At 73.7% G+C, this 23687-nt stretch carries 22 protein-coding genes; 14 read left to right on the plus strand and 8 right to left on the minus strand.

Annotated elements, in window-relative coordinates:
* Positions 1-92: 92 nt before the first annotated feature.
* Positions 93-1001, minus strand: coding sequence for a serine hydrolase domain-containing protein (locus EDF64_RS02095; protein WP_133518420.1), 909 nt, complete (start codon positions 999-1001; stop codon positions 93-95).
* A gap of 96 nt (positions 1002-1097) precedes the next feature.
* Here EDF64_RS02095 and EDF64_RS02100 point away from each other — a divergent pair, with 96 nt between their 5' ends.
* Positions 1098-2027: an NADP-dependent oxidoreductase gene (locus EDF64_RS02100; protein WP_133518421.1), complete on the plus strand. Its 930-nt coding sequence runs from the start codon at positions 1098-1100 to the stop codon at positions 2025-2027.
* A 51-nt stretch (positions 2028-2078) separates the two neighbouring features.
* Here the strand turns inward: EDF64_RS02100 and EDF64_RS02105 are convergent, their stop codons facing one another.
* The 3 genes from EDF64_RS02105 to pucL all read right to left on the minus strand — a co-directional run bounded on the left by EDF64_RS02105 (position 2079) and on the right by pucL (position 4718).
* A complete protein-coding gene (locus tag EDF64_RS02105; RefSeq protein WP_243736204.1) occupies positions 2079-3047 on the minus strand; it encodes a nucleoside hydrolase in 969 nt (322 codons plus the stop codon).
* Between the two features lie 97 nt (positions 3048-3144).
* The gene (locus EDF64_RS02110; protein ID WP_243736205.1) at positions 3145-3765 is read right to left on the minus strand and encodes a nucleotidyltransferase family protein; all 621 of its coding nucleotides are present in this window, start codon (positions 3763-3765) and stop codon (positions 3145-3147) included.
* A complete protein-coding gene (gene pucL, locus EDF64_RS02115; RefSeq protein ID WP_133518422.1) occupies positions 3762-4718 on the minus strand; it encodes a factor-independent urate hydroxylase in 957 nt (318 codons plus the stop codon). The genes EDF64_RS02110 and pucL overlap by 4 nt, the downstream gene beginning before the upstream one ends.
* Positions 4719-4986: 268 nt before the next feature.
* Between pucL and EDF64_RS02120 the strand changes: the two genes are divergently transcribed.
* From EDF64_RS02120 to EDF64_RS02130, 3 genes are read left to right on the plus strand one after another with little or no spacing between them, the layout of a single operon-like run.
* A complete protein-coding gene (locus tag EDF64_RS02120) occupies positions 4987-5805 on the plus strand; it encodes an FAD binding domain-containing protein (RefSeq protein ID WP_133518423.1) in 819 nt (272 codons plus the stop codon).
* A complete protein-coding gene (locus tag EDF64_RS02125; RefSeq protein WP_133518424.1) occupies positions 5802-8657 on the plus strand; it encodes a molybdopterin-dependent oxidoreductase in 2856 nt (951 codons plus the stop codon). Before EDF64_RS02120 ends, EDF64_RS02125 begins: the two co-directional genes overlap by 4 nt.
* Positions 8657-9661 (plus strand): XdhC family protein, encoded by a 1005-nt coding sequence (locus EDF64_RS02130; protein ID WP_133518425.1) that lies wholly within the window; start codon positions 8657-8659, stop codon positions 9659-9661. Before EDF64_RS02125 ends, EDF64_RS02130 begins: the two co-directional genes overlap by 1 nt.
* Before the next feature lie 46 nt (positions 9662-9707).
* Here EDF64_RS02130 and EDF64_RS02135 read toward each other — a convergent pair whose 3' ends face one another.
* Together EDF64_RS02135 and EDF64_RS02140 are read right to left on the minus strand one after the other, a co-directional pair.
* Positions 9708-10244: a hypothetical protein gene (locus EDF64_RS02135; RefSeq protein WP_133518426.1), complete on the minus strand. Its 537-nt coding sequence runs from the start codon at positions 10242-10244 to the stop codon at positions 9708-9710.
* A 26-nt stretch (positions 10245-10270) separates the two neighbouring features.
* Positions 10271-11569: an amidohydrolase family protein gene (locus EDF64_RS02140; RefSeq protein WP_133518427.1), complete on the minus strand. Its 1299-nt coding sequence runs from the start codon at positions 11567-11569 to the stop codon at positions 10271-10273.
* A gap of 122 nt (positions 11570-11691) precedes the next feature.
* Here EDF64_RS02140 and EDF64_RS02145 point away from each other — a divergent pair, with 122 nt between their 5' ends.
* Complete coding sequence (locus EDF64_RS02145) at positions 11692-13089, plus strand: amidohydrolase family protein (protein ID WP_133518428.1); 1398 nt, start codon at positions 11692-11694, stop codon at positions 13087-13089.
* Between the two features lie 67 nt (positions 13090-13156).
* Here EDF64_RS02145 and EDF64_RS02150 read toward each other — a convergent pair whose 3' ends face one another.
* Both EDF64_RS02150 and EDF64_RS02155 read right to left on the minus strand, forming a co-directional pair.
* Positions 13157-14167 carry a PDR/VanB family oxidoreductase gene (locus tag EDF64_RS02150; RefSeq protein ID WP_133518429.1) on the minus strand — a complete coding sequence of 337 codons (1011 nt, stop codon included), beginning with the start codon at positions 14165-14167 and terminating at the stop codon, positions 13157-13159.
* Positions 14164-14778 carry a helix-turn-helix domain-containing protein gene (locus EDF64_RS02155; RefSeq protein ID WP_133518430.1) on the minus strand — a complete coding sequence of 205 codons (615 nt, stop codon included), beginning with the start codon at positions 14776-14778 and terminating at the stop codon, positions 14164-14166. The genes EDF64_RS02150 and EDF64_RS02155 overlap by 4 nt, the downstream gene beginning before the upstream one ends.
* Before the next feature lie 153 nt (positions 14779-14931).
* On the opposite strand from EDF64_RS02155, the gene EDF64_RS02160 reads away from it, so the two are divergent.
* The 9 genes from EDF64_RS02160 to EDF64_RS02200 all read left to right on the plus strand — a co-directional run bounded on the left by EDF64_RS02160 (position 14932) and on the right by EDF64_RS02200 (position 23682).
* The gene (locus EDF64_RS02160) at positions 14932-16230 is read left to right on the plus strand and encodes an amidohydrolase family protein (protein ID WP_133518431.1); all 1299 of its coding nucleotides are present in this window, start codon (positions 14932-14934) and stop codon (positions 16228-16230) included.
* Between the two features lie 35 nt (positions 16231-16265).
* Positions 16266-17033, plus strand: a complete 768-nt coding sequence (locus tag EDF64_RS02165) for an ABC transporter ATP-binding protein (RefSeq protein ID WP_243736206.1) — start codon at positions 16266-16268, stop codon at positions 17031-17033.
* Entirely contained in the window at positions 17033-17902 is an 870-nt protein-coding gene (locus tag EDF64_RS02170; protein ID WP_133518432.1) for an ABC transporter permease, read from the plus strand. Before EDF64_RS02165 ends, EDF64_RS02170 begins: the two co-directional genes overlap by 1 nt.
* Positions 17903-18053: 151 nt before the next feature.
* The gene (locus tag EDF64_RS02175; RefSeq protein ID WP_133518433.1) at positions 18054-19247 is read left to right on the plus strand and encodes an ABC transporter substrate-binding protein; all 1194 of its coding nucleotides are present in this window, start codon (positions 18054-18056) and stop codon (positions 19245-19247) included.
* Positions 19248-19364: 117 nt separating this feature from the next.
* Positions 19365-20738 carry an FAD-binding oxidoreductase gene (locus tag EDF64_RS02180; RefSeq protein ID WP_133518434.1) on the plus strand — a complete coding sequence of 458 codons (1374 nt, stop codon included), beginning with the start codon at positions 19365-19367 and terminating at the stop codon, positions 20736-20738.
* Positions 20735-21535, plus strand: a complete 801-nt coding sequence (locus tag EDF64_RS02185) for a creatininase family protein (RefSeq protein WP_133518435.1) — start codon at positions 20735-20737, stop codon at positions 21533-21535. Before EDF64_RS02180 ends, EDF64_RS02185 begins: the two co-directional genes overlap by 4 nt.
* Positions 21536-21591: 56 nt before the next feature.
* Positions 21592-22197 (plus strand): pyridoxamine 5'-phosphate oxidase family protein, encoded by a 606-nt coding sequence (locus EDF64_RS02190; protein ID WP_208108806.1) that lies wholly within the window; start codon positions 21592-21594, stop codon positions 22195-22197.
* Between the two features lie 65 nt (positions 22198-22262).
* Entirely contained in the window at positions 22263-23117 is an 855-nt protein-coding gene (locus EDF64_RS02195; protein WP_133518437.1) for an alpha/beta fold hydrolase, read from the plus strand.
* Positions 23110-23682, plus strand: coding sequence for a TetR/AcrR family transcriptional regulator (locus tag EDF64_RS02200; RefSeq protein WP_133518438.1), 573 nt, complete (start codon positions 23110-23112; stop codon positions 23680-23682). Before EDF64_RS02195 ends, EDF64_RS02200 begins: the two co-directional genes overlap by 8 nt.
* Positions 23683-23687 lie beyond the last annotated feature (5 nt).

Raw genomic sequence — 23687 nt, forward strand, 5'->3', positions numbered from 1 at the left:
CCGGGCGACGGCCGCCGCTCATCATCGCACCGGCGGAGGGCTGACGCTCGCAGGTGGCGCACATGCGTGCGCTGCGCGGCCGTCGTGGTGCGTCAGGGCAGCTGGCGGGCCAGCTCGTCGGCGACGGCCGCGGCGAACGCGTCGGCGCCGGCGTGGTCGTCGGCGGCCACCGTCACCACGGCACCCACGCCGTCCGGAGCGCCCGCGCCCGCGCTGCCTTCGTCGAAGAGGAGCATCTGGCCGTACGCCCCGTGCAGGCGCCAGAGCCGGCCCGGTCCGCCCCACCCGGCCATCGCGTACCGGTCGTACCCGGGGTCCGTGCCCTCCCGCCGCACCCAGTCCGTGTGCATGGCGTCGCACCACCGGCCACTCACGACCCGCTGCCCGTCGACGACACCGCGGTCGCGGACCAGGCGACCGATCCGCGCGAGCCCCTCGGTCCGGAGCGCGATCCCCTCGCCCGCGGCGACGTACCCGTTCGGGCAGCGCTCCCACGCGACGCCCGTGATGCCGAGCGGTGCGAACAGCCGCTCCGAGACGAACGCCCCGACGTCGCCGACGCGGGTCTCGAGGACGCGCATCGCGGTGTACGTGCTCGCGTTCGCGTACTGGAACACCCGGCCACGAGAGGGCCGGGCGAGGAACTCGGCGGCGAGGTCGGGCCAGTCGGTCCGCTCCGTCGGCGACCACGGCATGTCGATGCCGCTCGTCATCGTCAGCAGGTGCCGGAGGGTGACCGCGTCGACGCCGGGTCCGGTGACGAACTCGGGCAGGTACCGGGCGACGGGGACGTCCACGTCGATCAGCCCGTCGTCGGCGGCGATGCCGGTGGCGAGGACGCACACGCCCTTGGCCGCCGAGTGGACCTCGCGGCGGACGTCCGGTGTCCAGTGGTGTTCGGCGACGTCGTCACCGACGAGCACGTGCAGCCCGTGGGCGGCGAAGCCGGTCGTGTCGGCCCGGCGGACGAGGGCGTCGAGGATCACTTGCGCGCGGCTCACGGCCCCATCCTCTCGCACCTGTTGCTTCGAGTTCGAAGCAGTGCTACCGTTCCCGCAGTGCTTCGAACTCGAAGCAACAACGAAGGGGAAGCAGCCATGCAGGCAGTGCAGTTCGAACAGGTCGGTGGGCCCGAGGTCCTTGAGGTCGTCGACGTGGAGCAGCCGACTCCCGGCGCCGGCGAGGTGCGGGTCCGCGTCGCCGCATCCGCCTACAACGCAGCGGACGGCGGGATGCGGGGCGGGTTCCTGCCGATCCCGATCTCGCTGCCGCACGTGCCCGGGTACGACGTCTCGGGCACCGTCGACGCACTCGGCGACGGCGTCGAGGGGATCACGGTCGGCGACGAGGTGATCGGGTTCCTGCCGATGGAGCGCGACGGCGGCGCCGCGCAGTACGTCGTCGCCCCGGTCGAGGCCCTCGTGCCGGCACCGACCAGCATCCCGCTCGCCGACGCGGCGGCCCTGCCCTCCGTCGCCCTGACCGCGTGGCAGGCGCTCTTCGACGACGGGCACCTGACCGACGGTCAGCGCGTGCTCATCGTCGGCGCCGGCGGCGTCGTCGGCAAGTACGCCGTCCAGCTCGCGAAGCGCGCCGGAGTCACCGTGGTCGCCACGGCCAGCCCCCGGAGCGCCGACGCCGTCCGCGCCGCCGGTGCCGACCAGGTGATCGACCACACCACGACCGAACCGCTCGACGCCCTCGACGGTCAGGTCGACGTCCTGCTCAACCTCGCACCGATCGCCCCGGAGCAGTTCGCCGCCGACGTCGCCGCCGTCCGCGACGGCGGCACCGTCGTCAGCACCACCCCCGCCGTGGCGACACCCGACGACGCGGCTCGCGGCGTGCGCGCCGCGACCGTGTTCGTCCGGCCGGACCGGCAGCGCCTCGCCGAGCTCGTCGCCCTCGTCGACGCGGGCGACCTGACGGTCGAGGTCACCAGGCGCATCACGCTCGCGGAGCTGCCGGCGCTCCACGCCGAGGCCGAGGCGGGGCGGATCGTCGGCAAGGTGGTCGTGCTGCCGTGACCGACGACGGCCTGGAGGCGCGGTGCCAGCTGGCACCGCGCCTCCAGGCCGTCATCCGGTCACGTCGCGGACCGGTGACGCCCCGACGAGCCGGTGCAGGAGCACCGGGGCGAACAGCTCGCGCACCGACAGCACCACGCGCACCGGTCGGCGCGTCGCCGACCCGTCGGTCCGCAGGTCCGCACGCGTCCGGCCACGATCCGGACCGTCCTCGGTCGTGACGAGGACCGGGACCTCCAGGGTGTTCGTGACGTCGGACTCGCCGGTGAGCACCGCTGCGGCGAGCGGGTCGTGCAGGATCGCCACCCGGGTTCCGTAGACCGTCGCGTAGAAGTCGAAGTACGTGTCGAGCATCGCGCCGATGCTCGCGGACGGCTCCGGTGCGCGCAGCAGCTCCTCGAGGTGCTCCTGCAGGAACCGGTGACCGGTGGTCACGTCGAGGGGCACCAGGGTGATCGGCCAGTCCGCGGCGAACACGGCGTCGGCGGCCTCGGGGTCGTTGTGGATGTTCGCCTCGGCCAGCGGCGTGACGTTCCCGGGCACCAGGAACGCGCCGCCCATCACGGTGACGTCCCGCACCAGCGCCGGCAGCTCCGGCTCGAGCTGCAGGGCGCGGGCGAGGTTCGTGAGCGGGCCGATCGCCAGGACACGCAACTCGCCGGGGTGCTGCCGGGCCGCGGACACGAGCAGGTGTGCGGCGTCCTGCTCGTCCGTCGCCCGCAAGCTGGTCGGCAGCACCACGCCACCGATGCCGTTGTCGCCGTGCACGTGCGGGGCTCCGCCGGCGTACCCGCGCGTAAGGAAGTCGCGCTCGCCCACCGCCACCGGAACGTCCTCGAGCCCCACCAGGTCGAGCAGGTCCAGCGTGTTGCGGGCGGCGGTCGCGGCGTCGGTGTTGCCGGACACGGTGCCGACCCCGACGAGCCGGACGGCGTCGCTCTGCGCGAGGAAGGCGATCGCGAGCGCGTCGTCGATGCCGGTGTCGCAGTCGAGGAAGACCAGGTCGGGGTGTTCGGCCACAGGGGTTCCTCCGTTCGACCGCCCGGGACCGGGCGCGCAGTGGACGATACCGCGAGACCGAGTGGGGGCTCGGCGGCGGCGGCCGGCGGCGGCGGCGTCAGCCGGCGGCGGCCGGTCGGTCCTGGTCGGCGCCGTCCCAGAGGTCCGCGCACGGCACCTGCTCGGCGCCCACCGAACGCAGGTACGCACCCGCGCCCCGGTCCGCGCTCGACGGATCGGCTGCGGCGCCGTCGAGGTGGTCGGACAACGCGGCCCAGTGCGACCGGCCGATCAGGACCGGGTGCCCTGGACGCTCCCCGTACACGGCCTGCCGCACCGCCGTCGCCCGTCCCGTCCGCGCGCCGAGGACCCGTCGGACAGCCTCGGACGGCAGGCCCGGCAGGTCGACGAGCGTCACGAGGGCGGCGTCCACCGGCGGCGAGGACACGGCGAGCGCCGCCAGCCCGCGGGCCAGCGACGCGCCGAGGCCTGTCGCCCAGTCCGGCGCGACGACGGTTCGCACGCCGGGCCGGTCGTGCAGCAGCACGGCGGCCTCGTCGGCGCGTGCACCGAGCACCACGACGACGCCGTCGCAGCCGCCCGCGAGCATCGTCGCCGCGGCGTGCACCGTCCACGGGGTGCCGTCCGGCCCCGCGACGAGGGCCTTCGGCCGCCCCATCCGGGTCCCGGCACCGGCCGCGAGCAGGAGACCCGTGGTGCGACCGCCCTCCGCCGTCACACGAAGCCCGGCACGGCGGTCCAGGCCGCCGGCGCCTCGGCAACGCCGTCGCGGACGACCGTGCCGGCGATGAGCCCGTACGGCCGGTCGGCGGCGAAGAAGACCTCGCCCGGGTTGTCGAGGCCGAACGGCGCCAGGTCGACCAGGAAGTGGTGCTTGTTCGGCATCGCGAAGCGGACCTCGGCGATCTCGGGGAACGCCTCGATCGCCGCGCGGCCCATCGCGAAGAGCGTCTGCTGGAGCGCCAGCGAGTGCAGCTCGGCGAAGGTCGCGAGCATCCGGTCGAGGACCCCCTCGTACAGCGCGTCGTAGTCGATCCCGGCCGCGACGGCCTCGGGCGTGTACCGCCAGCGGGCCGTCACCGAGGTCGCGAGGATGCGGTCGTCGGTCTCGGCGAGCGTGGTGTACCCGTCCCGCGGGAACCCGTGGAACTCGCTGCCGGTCGACTTGAGGACGGTGAGGTCGGTGACGCCCGCGACCACGTGGACGTCCTCGCCGTCGAACTGCACCACCGCGGTGCGGGTGCCGCGGCCGGCCCGCACGAAGGCGTGGTCGTGCTCGCTGCCGTCCACCGCGATGCGTTCCCAGGCGTGCTGCTCGGCAGACAGCGTGGCCCCCTCGTACCAGTCGAACGCGGTCGTGAAGTGCCGGCCGAGCCGGAGCAGGAAGTCCTCCGGGGTGTGCACGCCGTGCTCACGGGCGAACGCGTAGACGGTGTTCTTCTGCGTGTCCGTCGCGAGGACCTTGGCGTTGTCGCCGTCGGTGTACGAGTCGGCGAGCGCCGTCCCGCGCAGCTGCGTGGTGATCGTCAGGTCCTCGATCTCGTGCCGCGGGGTGTCCCGCGTCACCCGGACGAGCCGGACCTCGGCCTTGCCGTACTGGTTGGCGCCGAGGTGCACGGTCGTGGCGGTCGAGGTCGGGGTGGCGGTGGTGCCCGCGGTCGTGTCGGTCATGTCCCGGAGGATTCCACCCGGTTGTTTCGGCGGTGTCTCCGGCAGGTGACGGCTCGTCGCGACCGCCGTCATCCAGCGTTCCCGGCCCGTAACCGTGCTGAAACACCCGTTCCGTACGGTGGCCGACACGAGATTCGATCCGAGGAGGTCACCGTGGGCAGCAGCAGCTCGACGCGTCCGACCTCGGCGTGGAACCGCGGGATGATCGCGCACGGCCGACGGCGGGGACGTGTCCTCCACTCCCCCTCCACCCCGATCGGACCCTTGCATGGACCTCGTCACCGTCCGCAGCGTGCGGATGCCCGCGCACCGCGACGACCTCGCCCTCACCGCGCGTGAACGCCCCCTCGCCGGCGGCACGTGGCTCTTCTCCGAGGAGCAGCCCGGCCTGACCGGCCTCGTCGACCTGACCGCGCTCGGCTGGCCGGACGTCGAACGGACGCCAGGCACGCTGACGATCGGCGCGACGTGCACGATCGCGTCCCTGCTCCGGTTGCAGCCGGCACCGGAGTGGTCGGCGTGGCCGCTCGTGGACCGCTGCGCCAACGCCCTGCTCGCGTCGTTCAAGGTCTGGAACAGCGCCACCGTGGGCGGCAACGTCGCCGTGGGGCTGCCCGCCGGCGCGATGACCGCACTGCTGACCACGCTCGACGCGACCGCGGTGGTCTGGACGTCGGACGGCGGCGAGCGCCGACTGCCGGTGGCGGACCTCGTGCTCGGCGTCCGGTCGCTCGCCCTCGACGCCGACGAGGTCATCCGGGCGTTCGAGGTGCCGGAGGCTGCGCTGACCGCGACCACCGGGTTCCGCCGGGTGTCGCTCAGCCCGCACGGCCGGTCCGGCGCACTCGTCACCGCCCGGTGGTCGTCGGCCGGGTTCGTGCTCGTCGTCACCGCGGCGACACCCCGGCCGCTCGTGCTGCGGTTCCCGTCGGTCCCCGAGCCCGCCGTGCTCGAGGCGGCGCTGGCCCGGCACGACGACTGGTACGACGACCCGCACGGCTCCCCCGCGTGGCGGCGCGCGGTGAGCACCCGCTTCGCGCTCGAGCTGCGCGACGAGGCGGCAGCGACGACGGTGGGTGCGGCATGAGGATCGACGTGGACGGGACGCCCTTCGAGGTGGACCCGCAGCCCGGCCAGGTCCTCCGCACGCTGCTGCGCGAGCACGGCGTCACCTCGGTGAAGAAGGGCTGCGACGCGGGCGACTGCGGGGCCTGCTCGGTGCTCGTCGACGGCGTCCCCGTGCACTCCTGCATCACCCCGGCGCACCGGCTGGAGGGCCGATCGGTGACCACCGCCGCGGGGCTCGGGACCCCGGAGGACCCGCACCCCGTGCAACGCGCCTTCGCCGACGCGGCCGCCTTCCAGTGCGGGTTCTGCACGGCGGGGTTCGTGGTGACCGCGTCCACGCTCGGCCCCGACGACCTGGCCGACCGGCACCGCCGCCTGAAGGGGAACCTCTGCCGGTGCACCGGGTACCGGGCGATCGAGGACGCCCTGGACGGCGTCACGAACACCGCGTGCGCTGGCGCGGGGGAAGCGATCGGCCGGTCCGTCGCCGCCCCGGCCGCGCAGCGGATCGTCACCGGGCAGGAGGAGTACACGCTCGACGTGCGCGGCACCGAGGCGCTGCTGCACCTCGCCGTGCTCGGCAGCCCGCACCCGCACGCCCGGATCACCGCGATCGACACGGCGGCGGCCGAGGCCCTGCCCGGCGTGCACGCCGTCCTGACCCACCACGACGACCCCGGCGTGCTCTTCTCGACGGGCCGGCACGAGTCACGGCTCGACGACCCGGACGACACGCTGGTGTTCGACCGCGTGCTGCGCTTCCGTGGGCAGCGCGTCGCGGCCGTCGTCGCCGACAGCGTCCGGACCGCCGAGCTGGCGTGCGACCTGGTCCGCGTCGAGTACGAGGTGCTGCCGAGCGTGCACGACCCGGACGCCGCGCGCCGACCGGGCGCGCCCCTGCTGCACGGCGAGAAGTCGACCGCCGAGCACCGGATCGCCGAACCGGGGCGCAACGTCGTCGCGGCGCTGCACGGTGCGACGGGTGACGTCGACGCCGCCCTGGCCGGGGCCGACGCGACCGTCGACGGCACCTGGTCGACGGGACGGGTCTCGCACGCCGCCCTCGAGACGCACGCCACCAGGGGTCGACTGGATGCGGACGGGCGGCTCGTGCTGCGGACCGCCACGCAGGTACCGTTCCTGGTGCGCGACGAGATCGCCCGCGTCTTCGGGCTCGACCCCGAGCGCGTCCGGGTGATCGCGAAGCGGGTCGGTGGCGGGTTCGGCGGCAAGCAGGAGCTGCTCACCGAGGACCTCGTCACGCTCGCGGTCCTGCGCACCCGACGCACCGTGCAGTACGAGTACAGCCGGCAGGACGAGTTCACGATCGCGCCGACCCGGCACCCGATGCGCGTGCGGGTCCGGCTCGGCGCCGGCACCGATGGTGTCCTCACCGCGATGCACGTCGACCAGACCATGGACACCGGCGCGTACGGCAACCACGGCGTCGGCGTCATGTTCCACTCGGTCAGCGAGTCCGTCGCGGTCTACCGGTGCCCCGTGAAGCGGGTCGACGCGGAGTCCGTCTACACGAACAACCTGCCCGCCGGGGCCTTCCGGGGTTACGGCCTCGGGCAGGTGGTCTTCGCGATCGAGTCCGCGATGGACGAACTCGCACGGCAGCTCGGCATCGACCCGGTCGAACTCCGGCGGCGGAACGTCATCGTGCCCGGCGACCCGCTGGTCGTCACCGACCCCGACGAGGAGACCGACCTGCGGTGGGAGGGCAGCTACGGGCTCGACCAGTGCCTGGACCTCGTCGAGGATGCCCTCGCGCGCCCACTGCCCGAGGTCCCCCGGATGGACGGCCCCGTGCTCGACGGCTCACCGGACTGGGCATACGGCACCGGGATCGCCCTGGCGGCCATCGCGACCATGCCACCGCGCGGCCACCACGCGCACACCACGGTCGAGCTCCGGCCCGGTGGGCGCTACCGGATCGGCGTCGGCACGGCCGAGTTCGGCAACGGCACGACCACGGTGCACACCCAGCTCGTCGCGGACGCGCTCGGCACCACGCCGGACCGGGTGGACGTGCACCAGTCCGACACCGACGCCGCCGAGCACGACACCGGCGCGTTCGGGTCGGCGGGGGTCGTCGTCGCCGGGCGCGCGCTGTACGCCGCCGCGCAGGCACTCCGCGACGACCTCGTCGCCCGCGCGATGGCGATCGTCGCCGCGCGCACGCCCCGCACGGCCGACGGTCCGCTCGGCCCCGCGGTCGTCGTCGGACCGGACGGCGTCCGCATCGGGAACGACCACGTCGGGCACCACGAGCTGCTCGCCGACGGCCCGGCGCTCGCACACGGACGCCACGACGGCACACCCCGGTCGCTGGCGTTCACGGTGCACGGCGCACGCGTCGCCGTGCACCGCCCCACCGGCGAGGTCCGGGTGCTGCAGAGCGTGCAGGCCGTCGACGCCGGGACCGTCCTCAACCCGGAGCAGCTGCGCGGACAGGTCGAGGGCGGGTCGGCACAGGCGATCGGCTCGACCCTGTACGAGGAGGTCCTCCTCGACGACACCGGCCGGGTCCTCACCGACGCCTTCCGCTCCTACCGGGTGCCGAAGATCTCCGACGTGCCCCGCACCGAGGTGCTGTTCGCCCGCACGCACGACCCGCTCGGACCCCTCGGGGCGAAGTCGATGAGCGAGGCGCCGTACAACCCCGTCGCGCCGGCGGTCGCGAACGCGGTGCGCGATGCGATCGGGATCCGCCCGTACCGGCTGCCGATGACCCGTGACCGGGTCTGGGCCATGCTCGCCGACGCAACCGACGCAACCGACGCCGACGCGACCGATGCGAGCGCCGCGACCGATGCGGACGACCCGCGCGACGCGGTGGACGCGACCGCCGTCGGAGGTGCCTGATGTTCGAACTCGCACCGCGCCTCCTGGCCGTGCTCGACGCCGGCGACCCCGTCATCGTCGCGACCGCCGTCTCCCTGCAGGGCAGCGCACCGAGCGGCGCGGGGACGTCGATGGCGGTCCTGCCCGGCGGCGAGGTCGTCGGGACGATCTCCGGCGGCTGCGTCGAGGGCTCGCTGTACGGCACCGCGGAGGAGGTCCTCGCCACCGGCGTCGCGGTCCTCGAGCGGTTCGGGTTCGACGAGACCGGGCCTGCGGCCGACCCCGACGCCGTTTGGGCGCCCGCGCTCCGGTGCGGCGGCCGGATCGAGGTGCTCGTGCACCGGGTCGGACCGGACGACCACGCGGTGGTCGATGCCCTGCGGCGGGCCGAGGCGGGCTCCCCGGTGTCCCTGGCGCTCTCGCTCGACCCGGGGACGCTCGCCACCGTCGTCACCGCGCCGGAGGGCTGCCGCGGACGGGTCTTCACCGAGCGGGCAGACACCCGTCCCCGGTGCGTCGTGGTCGGTGCCGTCGAGTTCGCCGTCGCGGTGACGAACGCGGCGGCGGTCCTCGGCTACGCGGTGACCGTCGTGGACCCGCGCCCGGTGTTCCTCACCGACGAGCGCTTCCCGGCCGCCGACCAGCGCGTCGTCGGGTGGCCGACCCGGGTGCTCGCGGAGACACCCGTCGACGAGAGCACCGTGGTCGTCGTGCTCTCCCACGACGACCGGTTCGACGCGGCCGTGATCGATCTCGCGCTCCGGCGCGGCGCCGGGTACGTCGGTGCGATGGGGTCGCGCGCGACGCACGAGCGGCGGCTCGAGGAGCTCCGGGCGCTGGGGACGCCTGAACTCGGTCGGCTCCGGTCCCCGATCGGGCTCGACATCAGTGCGGTCACGCCGGCGGAGATCGCGGTCGCGGTGATGGCCGAGGTGATCGCGGTGCGGAACGGGGCCGGCGGTGGCGCGCTCACCGGCGGCGAGGGTCCCTTGCACCGGCGACGGGGCGAGGCGCTGCGCGTGTGACGCACGGCGCGGGGCGGCCTGCGCGCACGCGCCCCCGCCCGCGCGCTCAGTCGTCGCGCAGGTACCCGGTCTCCGGATCGACATCGGCCAGGAACGAGCGGAGCTCGCCGCGCATCCGCTCGCCGTCCACCTCGAGCTCACGTTCAGCCGGGACCGAGACGGAGCCGTCCGTCCAGGTCGAGCGTCCACCGTCGTGCCAACCGAACGGGCCGGCGAGCGCGGTGAGCCGGAGGTGCTCCCGCGGATCGGACAGCTGCCACCCGTAGTTCACGGCCACGACGTGGCTCTCGCCGTCGACGTCGACACGTGCACGGCTGTCGCCGAGTCCGCCGGTGAGGACCTCTTCGTCCGCCCACACGAAGAACTGGCTCACCCAGTCGTCGGCGTCTTCCGGCGGCGCGAACAGCCACCACTGCGGCGCGCCCGTCGAGGGCAGGCGGACCCGGAGTCGCGCGGAGGGAGCGCCGGCGTGCGCGAACGTCAGGCCGAGCACGCCGTCCTCGGTGCGCACGTCGGAGACGGTGTAGCCGTCGCGCGGCCCCGCGGCGTGGAACGCGGCGACGATGGCCTGGTCGGTGAGCACGGTCCGATCCTGCCACCCGACGCCGGTCAGGCGTCGACCGGCGTCCGCGCCAACCGCTCGGCGAGCCGGGCCGCCACCTCGCGCTCGTCCGCCGACACGAGCCTCCCGTCCCGGACCACCACACGCCCGCCGACGACGACGTGCCGGGGACGACGACCGGGCGATGCCCAGAGCAGACCGGCCACCACGTCGTCGACCCCCGCGTCCGCGACACCGGAGACGTCCCACACGCACAGGTCACCGGCGGACCCGGCACCGAGGCGCCCGAGCTCGGGACGCCCGAGCCCGACGGCCGATCCCTCCGTCATCATGCCGAGCACCTGCCGCGCCGGCAGCTGTGGCCCGACGAGCGCGGAGACCTGCATCGCGAGCCGGCCGTCCGCGAGCAGGTGGCCCGCGTCGTTGCTGCCGCCACCGCTCGTGCCGAGACCGACCGTGATCCCCGCCGCGGCCAGGCGCGCGACGGGCGCGATCCCCCAGCCCATCGGCACGTCGCAGCCCGGTGCGTGGGTCGCGGTGACCCCGGTGGCGGCGAGCCGCGCGATCTCGTCGTCGGTCACGTCGCACAGGTGGGCGATCGTGACGTCGGGCGCGAGCCACCCCCAGTCCTCGAGCAGGTCGAGGGGCCGCCGCCCGTAGCGTTCCAGCGCGATCGCCGTGTCGACCTGCTCGTTGGCCTGCGTCCTCCGCCGGAGACCGTGCTGCGCGGCGACCTCGCCGAGGGCGCGGAACGTGGCCTCGCCGTCGGAGTGCACCCCCGCCGGTCCCACGGCGACCTGCAGCAAGCCGTCCGGATCGACGCCGCCCACGGCCTCCGCGTGGAGCAGCCCCGACGCGATCGCGTCCGCAGACGTCGCGGCTCGCTGGGCGTCGTCCCGCGCCGAACCACGGACGAACACGAGCCGCCCACCGAGCCCTCGCACGGCGTCGACCGTCGCGGCGGCGAGTGCCACCGTGTCGTCGGTGGTCGCGTCGGCGGGCCAGTTCAGGTGGTGGTCGGCGATGGTCGTGACCCCGGACAGGAGGCCCTCGGCGGCCCCGGCGGACGCGGCCAGTCCGTAGAGCTCGGGATCGTGGCCGACCCGCGTGTACGCCTGCGCCATCGTCGGCAGCCAGTCCGCCATCGGCACGCCACGGGTCCCCGGGAGCGTCCGGAACGCGGTCTGCAGCAGGTGGTGGTGCGCGTTGACGAGACCAGGGGTGACGACGCACCCCGACGCGTCGAGGGTGCTCGCGACGTCGCTGCCGTCGTCCACGACGACGTCGCCGTCGCGCTCGGTCCGGTGGTCGACGAGGACGCGGCGGGCGCCGGTGACGGTCAGCATGCAGGCGTTTCTAGCAGCCCGCTGTTTCCGGCCCGTGACGGCCCGTTCCCGTCCGGTCGCCGAGGCCTTCCGGGAAACCCGCCCGTAACCCCCGCGGAACACCCGGCCCGTACGGTCGCAGCATGTCTCAGACCCTCATCCGCGCCGGCTGGGTGCTCACCGCCGCACCGGACGACTCCGCCACGCCCGCTGCGATCCGCGACGGCGCCGTCCTGCTCGACGGCGATCGGATCGCCGCGGTCGGGACCTTCGCGGAGCTGTCCGCCGCCCACCCCGGGGCCGCGGTGCGCGGTGGCGCGTACGACATCGTCACGCCCGGTTTCGTGAACACCCACGGGCACTTCAGCGAGGGACTCATCACGGGCATCGGCTCGCAGTACACGCTGTGGGAGTGGCTCACCGCCCTGATCGGTCGTGTCAACCCGGTGATGACCCGCGAGAAGGCGTACGCGGGCACGATGCTGCAGGGCATCCAGATGCTCCGGAGCGGGGTCACGACCGCGAACGACATGTTCTGCGCGGACCCGATGCCCGACGAACCGGCGACGCCCGGGGTCGTGCAGGCGCTCGAGGAGCTCGGCCTGCGCGGCGTGGTGTCGTTCGGCTCGGGTGACGTCGACCGTGACTTCGGGGCGACGCCGATCCTCGAGGAGTTCGAGGCCCTCCGCGAAGCCGCCGACGCCAGCCGCTACAGCTCGTTCCGCGTCGGTGTCTCGTCGATCGGCCGCTACACCGACGACACCTGGCAAGAGCACGTCGACTACGCCGTCGCGGGCGGCCACGGCGTGCACGTGCACTTCCACGAGGTGCGCGAGGAGGTCACCGCGGCACGACAGCGGACCGGTCGGACGGCGATCGGGCACGCCGAGGCGACGGGCATGCTGCAGGTGCCGGTGATCGCGGCGCACAGCGTCTGGGTCGACCGCGAGGACCGTGAGCGCTACGCGGCGCACGGCGTCGGCGTCGCCCACAACCCGGTGGCGAACGGGATCCTGGCGAGCGGCATCGCGCCGGTCGCGGAGTTCCGGGCGCTCGGCGTGCCGGTCGGGATCGGCGTGGACGGCCCGGCGTCGAACGACTCGCAGGACTTCCTGCAGGCGATGAAGACCGCCGCCCTCCTCGCCCGGGTCCGCGACCTGCAGGCCACCGCGATGAGCGCCCGCGAGGCGTTCGAGATGGGCACGATCGGCGGCGCCCGCGCCCTGCGCATGAACGACACGATCGGGTCGCTCGAGCCCGGCAAGCGCGCGGACCTCGTCGTGTTCGACGGTGAGAGCCCGACCCTGGCGAACGTCCACGACCCCTACCAGGCGGTCGTGTTCGTGGCCGGCAGCCGCGAGGTCAAGGACGTCTGGGTCGACGGCGAGCTGAGCCTGGCCGACGGCGAGGTCACCCGGGTCGACGTGCACGAGGCGGTCGCGCGGGCGCGGCCGCTCGCACGGCAGCTGGTCGCCGAGGCGGGCTTGGAGCGCCTGTCGGCGCTCACCGGTGGACCGCTCGACGACACCGAACGCCCGTAGCGGGGCCGGGACGCGACGGACGGGAGGCAGTGCGCACGTCGCGCGCACTGCCTCCCGTCCGTCGTCCTCAGAGTTCCAGGACCAGGCGCGGGCAGCCGCGTCGGGCGCGGGACACGCAGACCATCATGGTGCGGTCGTCGGCCTGCTCCTCGGGGCTGAGCACGGTGTCGCGGTGGTCGACCGCACCCTCGAGGACGGGCGTCTCGCACGTGCCGCAGGTGCCTTCGCGGCAGGACGACAGGACGAACGCGCCCGCCTCCTCGGCGACCTCGAGCAGGGTCCGGTCGGCCGGCACGGTGACGGTGACCCCGGTGACGGCGAGCTCCACCTCGAAGGGCTCGCCCGGCGCGTCCACGTCGGCGGCGGGCTCGAAGCGCTCCACCCGGACGCTCCCGGCCGGCCAGTGCGCCGCGGCCGCCTCGACCGCGTCCATCAGCCGGCGCGGGCCGCAGCAGTAGACGACGGCGTCACGGACCGATCCGAGCAGCGCGTCGAGGTCGAGCCGCGTGCCCTCGTCGGAGACGGCGAGCCCGACCCGGTCCGGGTGCTCGGCGACGAGGGCGTCGGCGAACGCCATCCGGTCCCGCCGCCGGCCCGCGTAGTGCAGTTCCCACGGCGTACCGGCACGCTCCGCCGCGGCCACCATCGCGGCGATCGGCGTGATGCCGATGCCGCCCGCGACGAACACCGCCGGGCGACCGGGGTCGAAGCCGAAGTGGTTCCGGGGCCCGGCGACGGTGGTCTCGGCGCCGACCTCGAGGCCGTCGTGCACCGCGGCCGACCCGCCCCGCCCGGCGGCTTCACGGAGGACGGCGATCCGCCAGTGGCCGTCCGGTGTGGTCGCGACGAGGGAGTACTGGCGCTCGGTGCCGGGCGCGACCTCGAGGTCGATGTGGGCGCCGGGCTCCCACTCCGGCAACGGAGCACCGTCGAGCGCGGCGAGGTCGAGCACCACGACGTCGTCGGTCACGCGTTCGCGCCCGGCGACGCGGACCCGGTGCCGCGCGGCGGCACCCGTCGGGCCAGCAGCGGTCGGGCCGGCACCGGTCGGGCCGGCACCGGTCGACGCCGCGCTCACGACGCCGCTCCGGTGCGCGGGGACTCCTTGACGACGATCATGTGGAACCGGCTGCCGTCGGCGCTCGCCCACCGGTGCCCGGTCCCGCCGCGGTAGTACGCGGAGTCGCCCGGTCCGAGTCGCAGCGGCGGTCGGCCCCGCAGGTCGAGCAGGACGTCGCCGGCGAGCACCGTCAGGAACTCGTCCTCGTGGTGCTCGAAGTACTCGCCGAGGTCGGTGTTGTCCCCGACCCACTCGAGCGGTTCGAAGGCGTGCGGTCCGGCGTGCACGAGCAGCCGCGCCTCGCCGCTCGAGAACGGCCCGCGCGCGCCCTCGCCGGCGCGGATGACCTCCGGCGTCTGGTCGTCGGGTTCCTCGCGCTCGGGCGCCCCGGCGGCCAGGAGCGCGACCTGCGTGGTGTCGAGCGCCGCGGCGATCTTCTCGAGCGAGACCATGCTCGCCCGCGAGTGCCCGCGCTCGACCTGGCTGAGGAAGGGGTGCGACAGTCCGGTGCGGTCGGCGAGCTGCACGAGGGTCATCCGGGCGGCACGGCGGCGGCTCCGGACGTGTTCGCCGATCCGTCGAGCCTGTTCGTCGACGACCCGGTCGGTGTCGAGGAGGTCGGTGGGCATCGCGCTCCGTTCGTGGTCTGCGGGCGGTGGGCGTTCCGGAGTCGACTGCTCGTCACAGTCGGCAACCGGCACGAAACGGGTGGGAAACACGCCGCACCTAGCATCGTGAATGTTGATGCGATCAACATTCTCACACACGATCGAGAGGGTCCCATGGAGTCGTCACTGCCCCGCCGGATCACCCTCCTGCGGTCCGCGCTCCTGCCCGACGGCGGACTCGTCGACGTCGCGATCCGCGGCGAACACGTCACCGAGGTCGTGCCGGCCGGCTCGCTCGGCGCTCCGGCCGAGAGCACGCTCGACCTGGCCGGACGCCTGCTGCTGACCGCCCCGGCCGACCCGCACGCCCACCTCGACAAGGCGCTCAGCGCCGACCGGATCCACCCGCCGCTCGGCGACCTCGGCTCGGCGATCACCGCGTGGTCGGAGTACGCGACGACGATGTCGGTCGACGAGATCGCCGACCGCGCCCGGACCCAGGCGCTCGCGATGCTGGCCGCCGGCACGACCGCCGTCCGCAGCCACGTCGACGTCCTGAGCGCCCACGGGTCCGCGACGGTCGCCGACGCCGTGCGCGGTGCCGAGGCCCTGGTCCGCGTCCGCGAGGAACTCGCCGACCTGATGGACATCGAGCTCGTCGCCCTCGCCGGCCCCCTCGCGCCGGACGACCACGTGGCAGCCGTCCTCGACCTCGGCGTCGACCTGGTCGGTGGCGCCCCGCACCTGGCCGACGACCCCGCCGCGGACGTCGACCGGCTGCTCGCCATCGCCCGCGACCGTGGCCTCGGCGTCGACCTGCACGCGGACGAGAGCCTGGACGGGCCCGTCACGCTCGACCACTACGCCCGGGCGGTCCGCGACTGGCCCCGGGACCGGCAGTACTCCGCCGGGCACTGCGTCCGGCTCGGCACCCTGCACCCGGAGCGACTCGCCGAGGTCGTCGCCGACGTGGCCGCCGCGGACATCGGCGTCATCACGCTCCCCATCACCAACCTCTACCTGCAGGGGTGGCAGCACGCGGTGGCGACGCCCCGCGGGCTGACCGCGATCCGGGCACTCCTCGACGCCGGCGTCAGGGTGGCCGCCGGGGCCGACAACGTCCGCGACCCGTTCAACCCGGTCGGACGGAGCGACGCGTTCGAGACCGCGTCCCTGCTCGTGACCGCCGGGCACCTGACGCCGGAGGAGGCCTACGCGATGGTGAGCGACACCGCTCGCAGCGTGATGGGCCTGCCGGTCGCGGGCGTCGTGCCCGGTGCGCGCGCCGACCTGCTCGCCGTCGCCGCGACGAGCATCACCGACGCCGTGGCGAACGCCCCGGCCGACCGCATCGTCCTGTCCCGCGGGCGCCTCGTCGCCCGCACCGAGGTGCGGCGGAGCGTCGCCGCCCCCGCCCGGACCCACGCCGCACCGGCGCCCGAGTCCGAGCCCGCAACCGTCCCCGTTCCCTGACCGCGCACGCCCATGCACGAGAACACGAGGTAGTCGTGACCACCACCGCACCGTCCCCCGTCACCGCGACGGACACACTGCTCGACTTCCGGAACGTCGAGATGACCTTCCCGAACGGCACGATCGCGCTGCAGGGCGTGGACCTGACCGTCGACCGGGGCCAGTTCGTCTCCGTCGTCGGCCCGTCCGGCTGCGGCAAGTCGACCCTCCTCCGGATCGCGTCCGGCCTCGAGACCGCCTCGGACGGTTCCGCCGGGGTCGCCGCGGACCGGATCGGCTACGTGTTCCAGGACGCCACGCTCCTGCCGTGGCGGTCCGTGCAGGGCAACGTCGAGCTGCTCGCCGAGCTCCAGCACGTGCCGAAGGCCGAACGCGCCGCCAAGGCGAAGCACGCCATCGACCTGGTCGGTCTGAACGGGTTCGAGACCAACCTGCCGAAGCAGCTCTCCGGCGGCATGCGGATGCGCGTGTCCCTGGCACGGTCGCTGACGCTCGACCCGCAGCTGTTCCTGTTCGACGAGCCGTTCGGCGCCCTCGACGAGATCACCCGCGAGCGCCTCAACGACGAACTCCTCCGCCTGTTCGTGGAGCAGCAGTTCGCCGGGCTCTTCATCACCCACTCGGTGTCCGAGGCCGTGTACCTCTCCACCGAGGTCATCGTGATGTCCGGCCGTCCGGGCAGCATCGTCGGCCGGTTCGACGTGCCCTTCCCGATGCCCCGTGACCCCGACATCCGCTTCACCCCCGAGTTCGCCGAACTCGTCGGCGAGGTCTCGCACGCACTCCGGGAAGGACACCGCTGATGGCCACCCTGCAGGAGGTCGCCGACGCCCGCGCGACCCGCGCCGCCGCCCGCCGTTCGGCACCACGCGTCCGCCGCTCGGTCACCTGGTGGCAGCCGGTCGTCGTCTTCGCGCTACTCGTGGCCGTCTGGTACGCCGCCGCGTACTACTACGACCACGTCCGGAACCTCGCGTTCCTGGTGCCGTACCCGCACCTCGTCCTCAAGGCGATCGTCGCCCCGACCGGGATGAACGGGGCGCCGACGACGTTCGGCACCGACCTCTGGGCCGCACTCGGCCGCACCACGGTCGTCTCGCTCACCGGGCTCGGCTTCGCGATCGTGATCGGTGTCGTCTGGGCGATGGCGATGGCGCAGGCGAAGTGGCTCGAGAACTCGCTCTACCCGTACGCGGTGGTGCTGCAGTGCGTGCCGATCCTGGCGCTCGTGCCGCTCATCGGCGCCCTGTTCGGCTACGAGTTCGTCAGCCGGGTCATCGTCACCGTGATGATCGCCCTGTTCCCGATGGTGTCGAACACCCTGTTCGGCCTGCAGTCGGCCGACCGGGCCCAGCGCGAACTGTTCCAGCTGCAGCGCTCCGGCCGGCTCGCGCAGCTCGTCAAGCTCCAGGTCCCCGCCGCGCTGCCGTCGATCTTCGTGGGGCTGCGCACCTCGGCCGGCCTGTCCGTCATCGGCGCGATCGTCGGCGACCAGTTCTTCCAGCGCGGCAACCCCGGCCTGGGCGTCCTCATCCAGGTGACCGCCTCGCGCCTGATGGGCCCCGAGCTCTACGCGACGATCATCATCGCCTCGCTGTACGGGGTCGCCGTCTTCCTCATCTTCGGCCTCGTCGGACGCCTCGCCGTCGGACGCTGGCACGACTTCGGCTGACCCCGAGCGGCGAGCGCGCTGCGGCCCGCGGCCCAGCACGCGCACCGCGCCCGCGGCCCGCGCCCCAGCACCCGCACCGCGCCCGCCATCCCGAACCCACTCCCCGAACCCACCCCAGCACCACGAGACCCGCACCACGAACGGAGCCTCCATGCGCACCACCACCCGAATCGGCGTCGCCACCGCCGCCCTCGCCGCCACCGCCATCGCCCTCACCGGCTGTGCGTCGGGGTCCGCCGGCACCACCGCGACGACCGCCGCGACCTCGAACACCGCCACCGGGCCGAAGGTCGACCTGTCGAGCGTCTGCCCCGCGACGGTCGTCGTGCAGACCGACTGGAACCCCGAGGGCGAGCACGGCCACCTGTACCAGATGCTCGGCGCGAACCCGGCGATCAACGCCTCCGACAAGAGCGTCACCGGCGACCTGGTCGCGAACGGCAAGAGCACCGGCGTCAAGCTCGAGATCCGCGCCGGCGGCCCCGCCATCGGCTACTCGAAGGTCAGCTCGCAGATGTACCAGGACAAGTCGATCACCCTCGGCTACGTGTCCACCGACGAGGCCGTGCAGTTCTCCGGCAAGCTCCCCACCACCGCGGTGTTCGCCGAGAACGACCAGTCGCCGATGGTCCTGATGTGGGACCCGAAGACCTACCCGGGCGTCGACAGCATCGAGAGCCTCGGCAAGGCCCTCGAGAAGAAGGACGGCGTCGTCCGGTACTTCAACGGCGCCTCGTACATGACCTACCTCGAGCAGTCCGGTGCCCTGCCGAAGAGCGTCCTCGACGGCAGCTACGACGGCACCCCGTCGAAGTTCGTCTCCGCCGGCGGCAAGGACGCCCAGCAGGGCTTCGCGACCGCCGAGCCGTACATCTACCAGAACCAGGTCGCGGCCTGGGGCAAGAAGGTCGACTACTCGCTCATCTCCAGCACCGGGTGGAACCCCTACCCCGAGACGATGTCGATCCGCTCCGGTGACATGTCGAAGCTGAAGCCCTGCCTCGAGAAGCTCGTGCCCGTCATGCAGCAGGCCGACGTGGACTACCTGAAGTCCCCCGGTGCGACGAACGACCTCATCACGAAGCTCGTGCAGCAGTACAACAACGGCTGGACGTACGACTCGAAGGTCGGCGCGTTCGCCGCGAAGCAGATGACGAAGCTCGGCATCGCGACCGACGGCTCGAACGGCTACATCGGCGACATGGACGAGCAGCGGATGACCGACTTCATCAAGAAGGCCACCCCCGTCTTCTCCGGCTCCGGCGGCGACGTGAAGTCCGGCCTCACGGCCGGCGACCTGTTCACGAACGAGTTCCTGGACCAGAAGATCGGGCTCGGTTCCTGACCGCGGTCGCCTGAACGCGGTCGGCTCGCCGACCACCCACCGGACTGGAGGCGCGGTGCACCCCCGCCCCGCGCCTCCAGTCCGTCGTCCCGCACGTCCCACCCGTCAGGAGCCAGCATGACCAGCGTCACCACCGCCTCCCCCACGACCGTCGAGGCGCTGCGCGCCGAGCTCGTCGACCTGCTCGGCGAGCGCGGTGTCAGCGCCGACCAGCGCACCCGTGAGCGCGCCTCCGTCGACGAGGCGACCATGAGCCCCATCCTCACCGAGCAGCTGCCGCTCGGCCTGGCCGACCTCGTCGCCTCGCCGGCGAGCGCCGACGAGATCCAGGCGACCCTGCAGGCCGCCGTCCGGCACGGCGTCCCCGTCACCACCCGCGGGAAGGGCACCGGCAACTACGGCCAGGGCATCCCGCTGCACGGCGGCCTCGTCCTCGACACGTCCCGAGCCCGCGCCGTCGTCGAGGTCGGCGACGGTTGGGTGACGGCCGAGGCCGGCGCCTCGATGGTGGCGCTCGAGCAGGCCGCCGCGGCCGCGGGACAGCAGCTCTGGATGTACCCGTCCACCGCGCAGTCGACGATCGGCGGGTTCCTCTCCGGCGGGTCCGGTGGCACCGGGTCGATCGCGCACGGGTCGAACTGGCAGGGCTTCGTGACCGCGCTCGACATCGCCCTGCCCGGGCACGAGGAGCTGCTCCACGTCGAGGGCGAGGAAGCCCAGACATTCGTGCACACCTACGGCACCGCGGGGGTCATCGCCCGCGCCACGGTCCGGCTCGAGCCGCTGCAGGACTGGCGCGCCGTCTACGCGACCTTCCCGACGTTCGAGCAGGCCCTGACCGCCGTCCGGACCCTGCGCGGCCTGTCCCCGGTCCCCCGGCTCGTCAGCGCGGACCGGGCGGAGATCGCCGCAACGCTGCCGAAGGACGCCGCGATCGTCGCGGGCCGGGCGAGCCTCCGGGGGATCATCGACGCCGTCACGCTCGACGAGGCCCGCGACCTGATCGACCTGGCCGGCGGCACCGTCGAGGACGTCCGCGAGGGACTGCAGCAGACCACGAAGGTGTCGATGCTGTCGTACAACCACCCGATCTGGTGGCTGAAGCGGAACACGCCGGACACCGAGTACTTCCACGTCGAGGTCGGCGGCGAGGCGCTGATCGACCGGATCGCCGAGGTCGAGGCCGTCTACCCCGGGGGCATGCTGCACATCGAGGCGGCGCACGTCGGGCCGATCGGGATGCTCACCGCGCCGTACACCGGCGCCGAGGACGTCTACGCCGGGTACCCGCTGCTCCGCGACCTGGACGTCCGGGTGCACAGCCCGCACCAGTACTACGTCGACCACGGGGTCGAGGAGCTCATCGCGCTGAAGCAGCGCACCGACCCGGACGGACTGCTCAACCCGGGGCACGTGATCGACCCGTCGCTCGTGGTCTCGGGCGGTTCGACCGCGTCCGCGCAGCCCACCGTCCCGGGGTTCGGCAAGTGAGCGCGCCGGGCACCGGCACCCGCAAGCTCGCGGAGCTGTCCGGACCCGCCGTCGCGGCGGGCTTCGGGCCGGACACCATCGTCGTGCAGCCCACCGGGGCCGTCGAGCACCACGGACCGCACCTGCCGCTCCTGACCGACTTCCTGCTCGCCGACCACATCGGCGGCGCCGCGGTCGAACGGGCCGCCGCCGAGGGACTCGACGTCTGGCAGCTCCCCACGCTCGCGTTCACGAAGTCCGACGAGCACAGCTGGGCGCCCGGCACGGTGTGGCTCGACGCCGAGACGATGTTCGACACGGTCGTGCAGATCGGTCGGGCCGTGGCGCTCACCGGCGCCGGCACGCTCGTGTTCGCGAACGGACACGGCGGGAACGTCGCCCTGCTGCAGGTCGCGCTCCGCGAGATCCGCAAGCGCTACGGGCTGAAGACGTTCCTCATGCCGACCCTCGCGCGGACGCCCGCGCCGGACGGTGAGGACGCCGACGAACTCGGCCTCGGCATCCACGGCGGCGCTGCCGAGACGTCGATGATCCTGCACCTGCGGCCCGACCTGGTCGACATGACGCTCGCCGAACGCTGGGTGCCGGAACACCTGGCGGAGTTCTCGAAGATCGCCTTCAACGGCGGGCCGGTGTCGTTCGGGTGGCTCTCGAACGACTTCGGGGACGCCGGGGTCGTCGGGGACGCGAGCCGTGCGACCGCGTCGTACGGGGCGGCGCTCTGGGAGCACTCGCTCGACGAGGCGGTGGCGTCGCTGCACGAGATCGCGCGGTTCGACCCGGCGTCGCCGCGATGACGGCGGCGGGCGGCGCTGTGCCGGCGGCGGCACCGGCGTCAGCGGCGGTCGGGCCCGTGCCGGTGTCGGCCGCGGCGGCGTCGTCGTCGTCGGCGTCGGATCCGCTCGTCCTGGCTGCGGCGTGGTTGGACGGGGCGGACGCGGTGCCACCGACGATGACACTGTCGACGATCGGCCTCGACGGGTACCCGTCCGCGCGCACCGTGCTGCTCTCGCGCTTCGACGGCAGACGGTTCCACTTCCACACCGACACCCGCAGCCGGAAGGCCGCCGAGCTCGCGGCCGTCCCCCGCGCGACCGTGACCCTGCACCAGCCCGAGCACGCGCGGCAGCTCGTCGTGACCGGCGACGTGGCGGTGGTCACCGCGGAGGAGGCCCGCGCGGCCTACGCCGCGCGCAGCCGCTACCTACAGGTGCTCGCGTGGCTCAACGACCACGAGCTCGCGGCCGAGCCGGACGTCCGTCGGCGCGAGCGGTGGGCGGCGTTCGAACGGGATCGCGGTGCAGACCTGGAGCCACCGGAGACCTGGACCGGGTACGCGATCACCCCCGTGCGGATGCTGTTCTGGCAGGGCGACGCGGCGGGACCGAGCAACCGGCTGGCCTACTCCCGCGACCCCGGGGCGGACGGTGGCTGGCGGCTGGAGCGCTGGCCGGGCTGAGCGCTTGACACGCCTTGGCTATGCGGTGTAGCTTTTGGCTACAGGCAATAGCCAAGGAGGCCGCCATGCTCGAACACCTCGACACCGGTGCAGGGACGATCGCGTACGACGTCACCGGAACGGGACCGCTCGTCGTCCTCGCCCACGGCATGGGCGACAGCCGGCACTCGTACCGGTTCATCGTCCCCGAGCTCGTCGCCGCGGGCTACCGCGTCGCCAACGTCGACATCCGCGGAGCGGGTGACTCGAGCACCGGGTGGGCGAGCTACGAACGCGCCGACATCGCCGGCGACCTCGTCGCGGTCGTCCGGCACCTGGGCGGCCCGGCGGTCGTCGTCGGACAGTCCATCAGCGGCGGTGCAGCGACGATCGCCGCCGCGACCGCGCCCGACGACGTCGTCGGCATCGTCGAACTCGCACCGTTCACCCGGAAGCAGTCCTTCGACCTCGTCGGCCTGCTCCGCAACCGCACCCACCGCGCGGGGACGATGCAGCTCCTCAAGCTCATGACGACCGGCAGCCTGCCCGGCTGGCTCGCCTACCTGGACATCGCGATCCCGTCGAAGCCGGCGGACTGGGCCGAGGAACGCCGGCGCATCGAGAGCACGCTGCAGCAGCCCGAACGGATGGCGGCGCTGCGGGCGATGACGAAGACCTCCCCGGCCGACGCCGGCGCACGACTGGGCGACGTCCGGTGCCCGGTCCTCGTCGTCGAGGGCAGCGCCGACCCGGACTGGGCGGACCCGCGGGCCGAGGGCGAACGCGTCCTCGCCGACCTGCCCGACGGACTTGGCACCCTCGTCGTCCTCGACGGCGTCGGTCACTACCCGCACACCGAGGCGCCGGCCGAGGTCCTCGCGCTGCTGCTGCCGTTCCTCGGCCGCACGCTGCCCTCGGTCGCCGGGGACCAGCGTGCCTAGGGCCGGCCTCGACCCGGCGATCGTCACCGAGGCCGCGGCCGGCCTTGCCGACGAGATCGGGCTCGCGCAGCTGACCATGAGCCTCGTCGCCGAACGCCTCGGCGTGAAGGCTCCCTCCCTCTACAAGCACGTCGACGGGCTGCCCGACCTCGTCCGCCGCATCGCGGTGCTCGCCGCCACCGAACTCGGCGACGAGCTGCGCGACGCGATGCAGGGCCGAGCGGGACGCGACGCGCTCGAGGCCGCGGCGCAGACCGTCCGCCGGTACGTCCAGCAGCACCCGGGCCGGTACGACGCGACGACGGGTGTCCGGCCGACCGATCCCGACGACCCGCTGACCGTGGCGCTCGACCGGACCATGGCGTCGTTCGCCGCGGCGCTGCGGGCCTACGCGCTCGACCCGGCGGACGAGGTGCACGCGCTCCGGATGCTCCGCAGCGTCCTGCACGGCTTCGCCACGCTCGAGGCGTCCGACGGGTTCCAGATGGCGACCGACGTCGACGCGAGCTTCACGTGGATGGTCGACTTCCTGGACCTCGGGTTCCGCGCGGCCGCTCGACGGTGAGGCGC

Source organism: Curtobacterium flaccumfaciens, assembly GCF_004361695.1.
GTDB lineage: Bacteria > Actinomycetota > Actinomycetes > Actinomycetales > Microbacteriaceae > Curtobacterium > Curtobacterium flaccumfaciens_B.

What these genes read in the sequence shown, in the direction of transcription:
- EDF64_RS02100 (WP_133518421.1), top strand. Translation starts at nt 1,098, where the DNA reads ATGCAGGCAGTGCAGTTCGAACAGGTCGGTGGGCCCGAGGTCCTTGAG.
- pucL (WP_133518422.1), bottom strand. Translation starts at nt 4,718, where the DNA reads ATGACCGACACGACCGCGGGCACCACCGCCACCCCGACCTCGACCGCC.
- EDF64_RS02120 (WP_133518423.1), top strand. Translation starts at nt 4,987, where the DNA reads ATGGACCTCGTCACCGTCCGCAGCGTGCGGATGCCCGCGCACCGCGAC.
- EDF64_RS02125 (WP_133518424.1), top strand. Translation starts at nt 5,802, where the DNA reads ATGAGGATCGACGTGGACGGGACGCCCTTCGAGGTGGACCCGCAGCCC.
- EDF64_RS02130 (WP_133518425.1), top strand. Translation starts at nt 8,657, where the DNA reads ATGTTCGAACTCGCACCGCGCCTCCTGGCCGTGCTCGACGCCGGCGAC.
- EDF64_RS02140 (WP_133518427.1), bottom strand. Translation starts at nt 11,569, where the DNA reads ATGCTGACCGTCACCGGCGCCCGCCGCGTCCTCGTCGACCACCGGACC.
- EDF64_RS02145 (WP_133518428.1), top strand. Translation starts at nt 11,692, where the DNA reads ATGTCTCAGACCCTCATCCGCGCCGGCTGGGTGCTCACCGCCGCACCG.
- EDF64_RS02155 (WP_133518430.1), bottom strand. Translation starts at nt 14,778, where the DNA reads ATGCCCACCGACCTCCTCGACACCGACCGGGTCGTCGACGAACAGGCT.
- EDF64_RS02160 (WP_133518431.1), top strand. Translation starts at nt 14,932, where the DNA reads ATGGAGTCGTCACTGCCCCGCCGGATCACCCTCCTGCGGTCCGCGCTC.
- EDF64_RS02170 (WP_133518432.1), top strand. Translation starts at nt 17,033, where the DNA reads ATGGCCACCCTGCAGGAGGTCGCCGACGCCCGCGCGACCCGCGCCGCC.
- EDF64_RS02175 (WP_133518433.1), top strand. Translation starts at nt 18,054, where the DNA reads ATGCGCACCACCACCCGAATCGGCGTCGCCACCGCCGCCCTCGCCGCC.
- EDF64_RS02180 (WP_133518434.1), top strand. Translation starts at nt 19,365, where the DNA reads ATGACCAGCGTCACCACCGCCTCCCCCACGACCGTCGAGGCGCTGCGC.
- EDF64_RS02195 (WP_133518437.1), top strand. Translation starts at nt 22,263, where the DNA reads ATGCTCGAACACCTCGACACCGGTGCAGGGACGATCGCGTACGACGTC.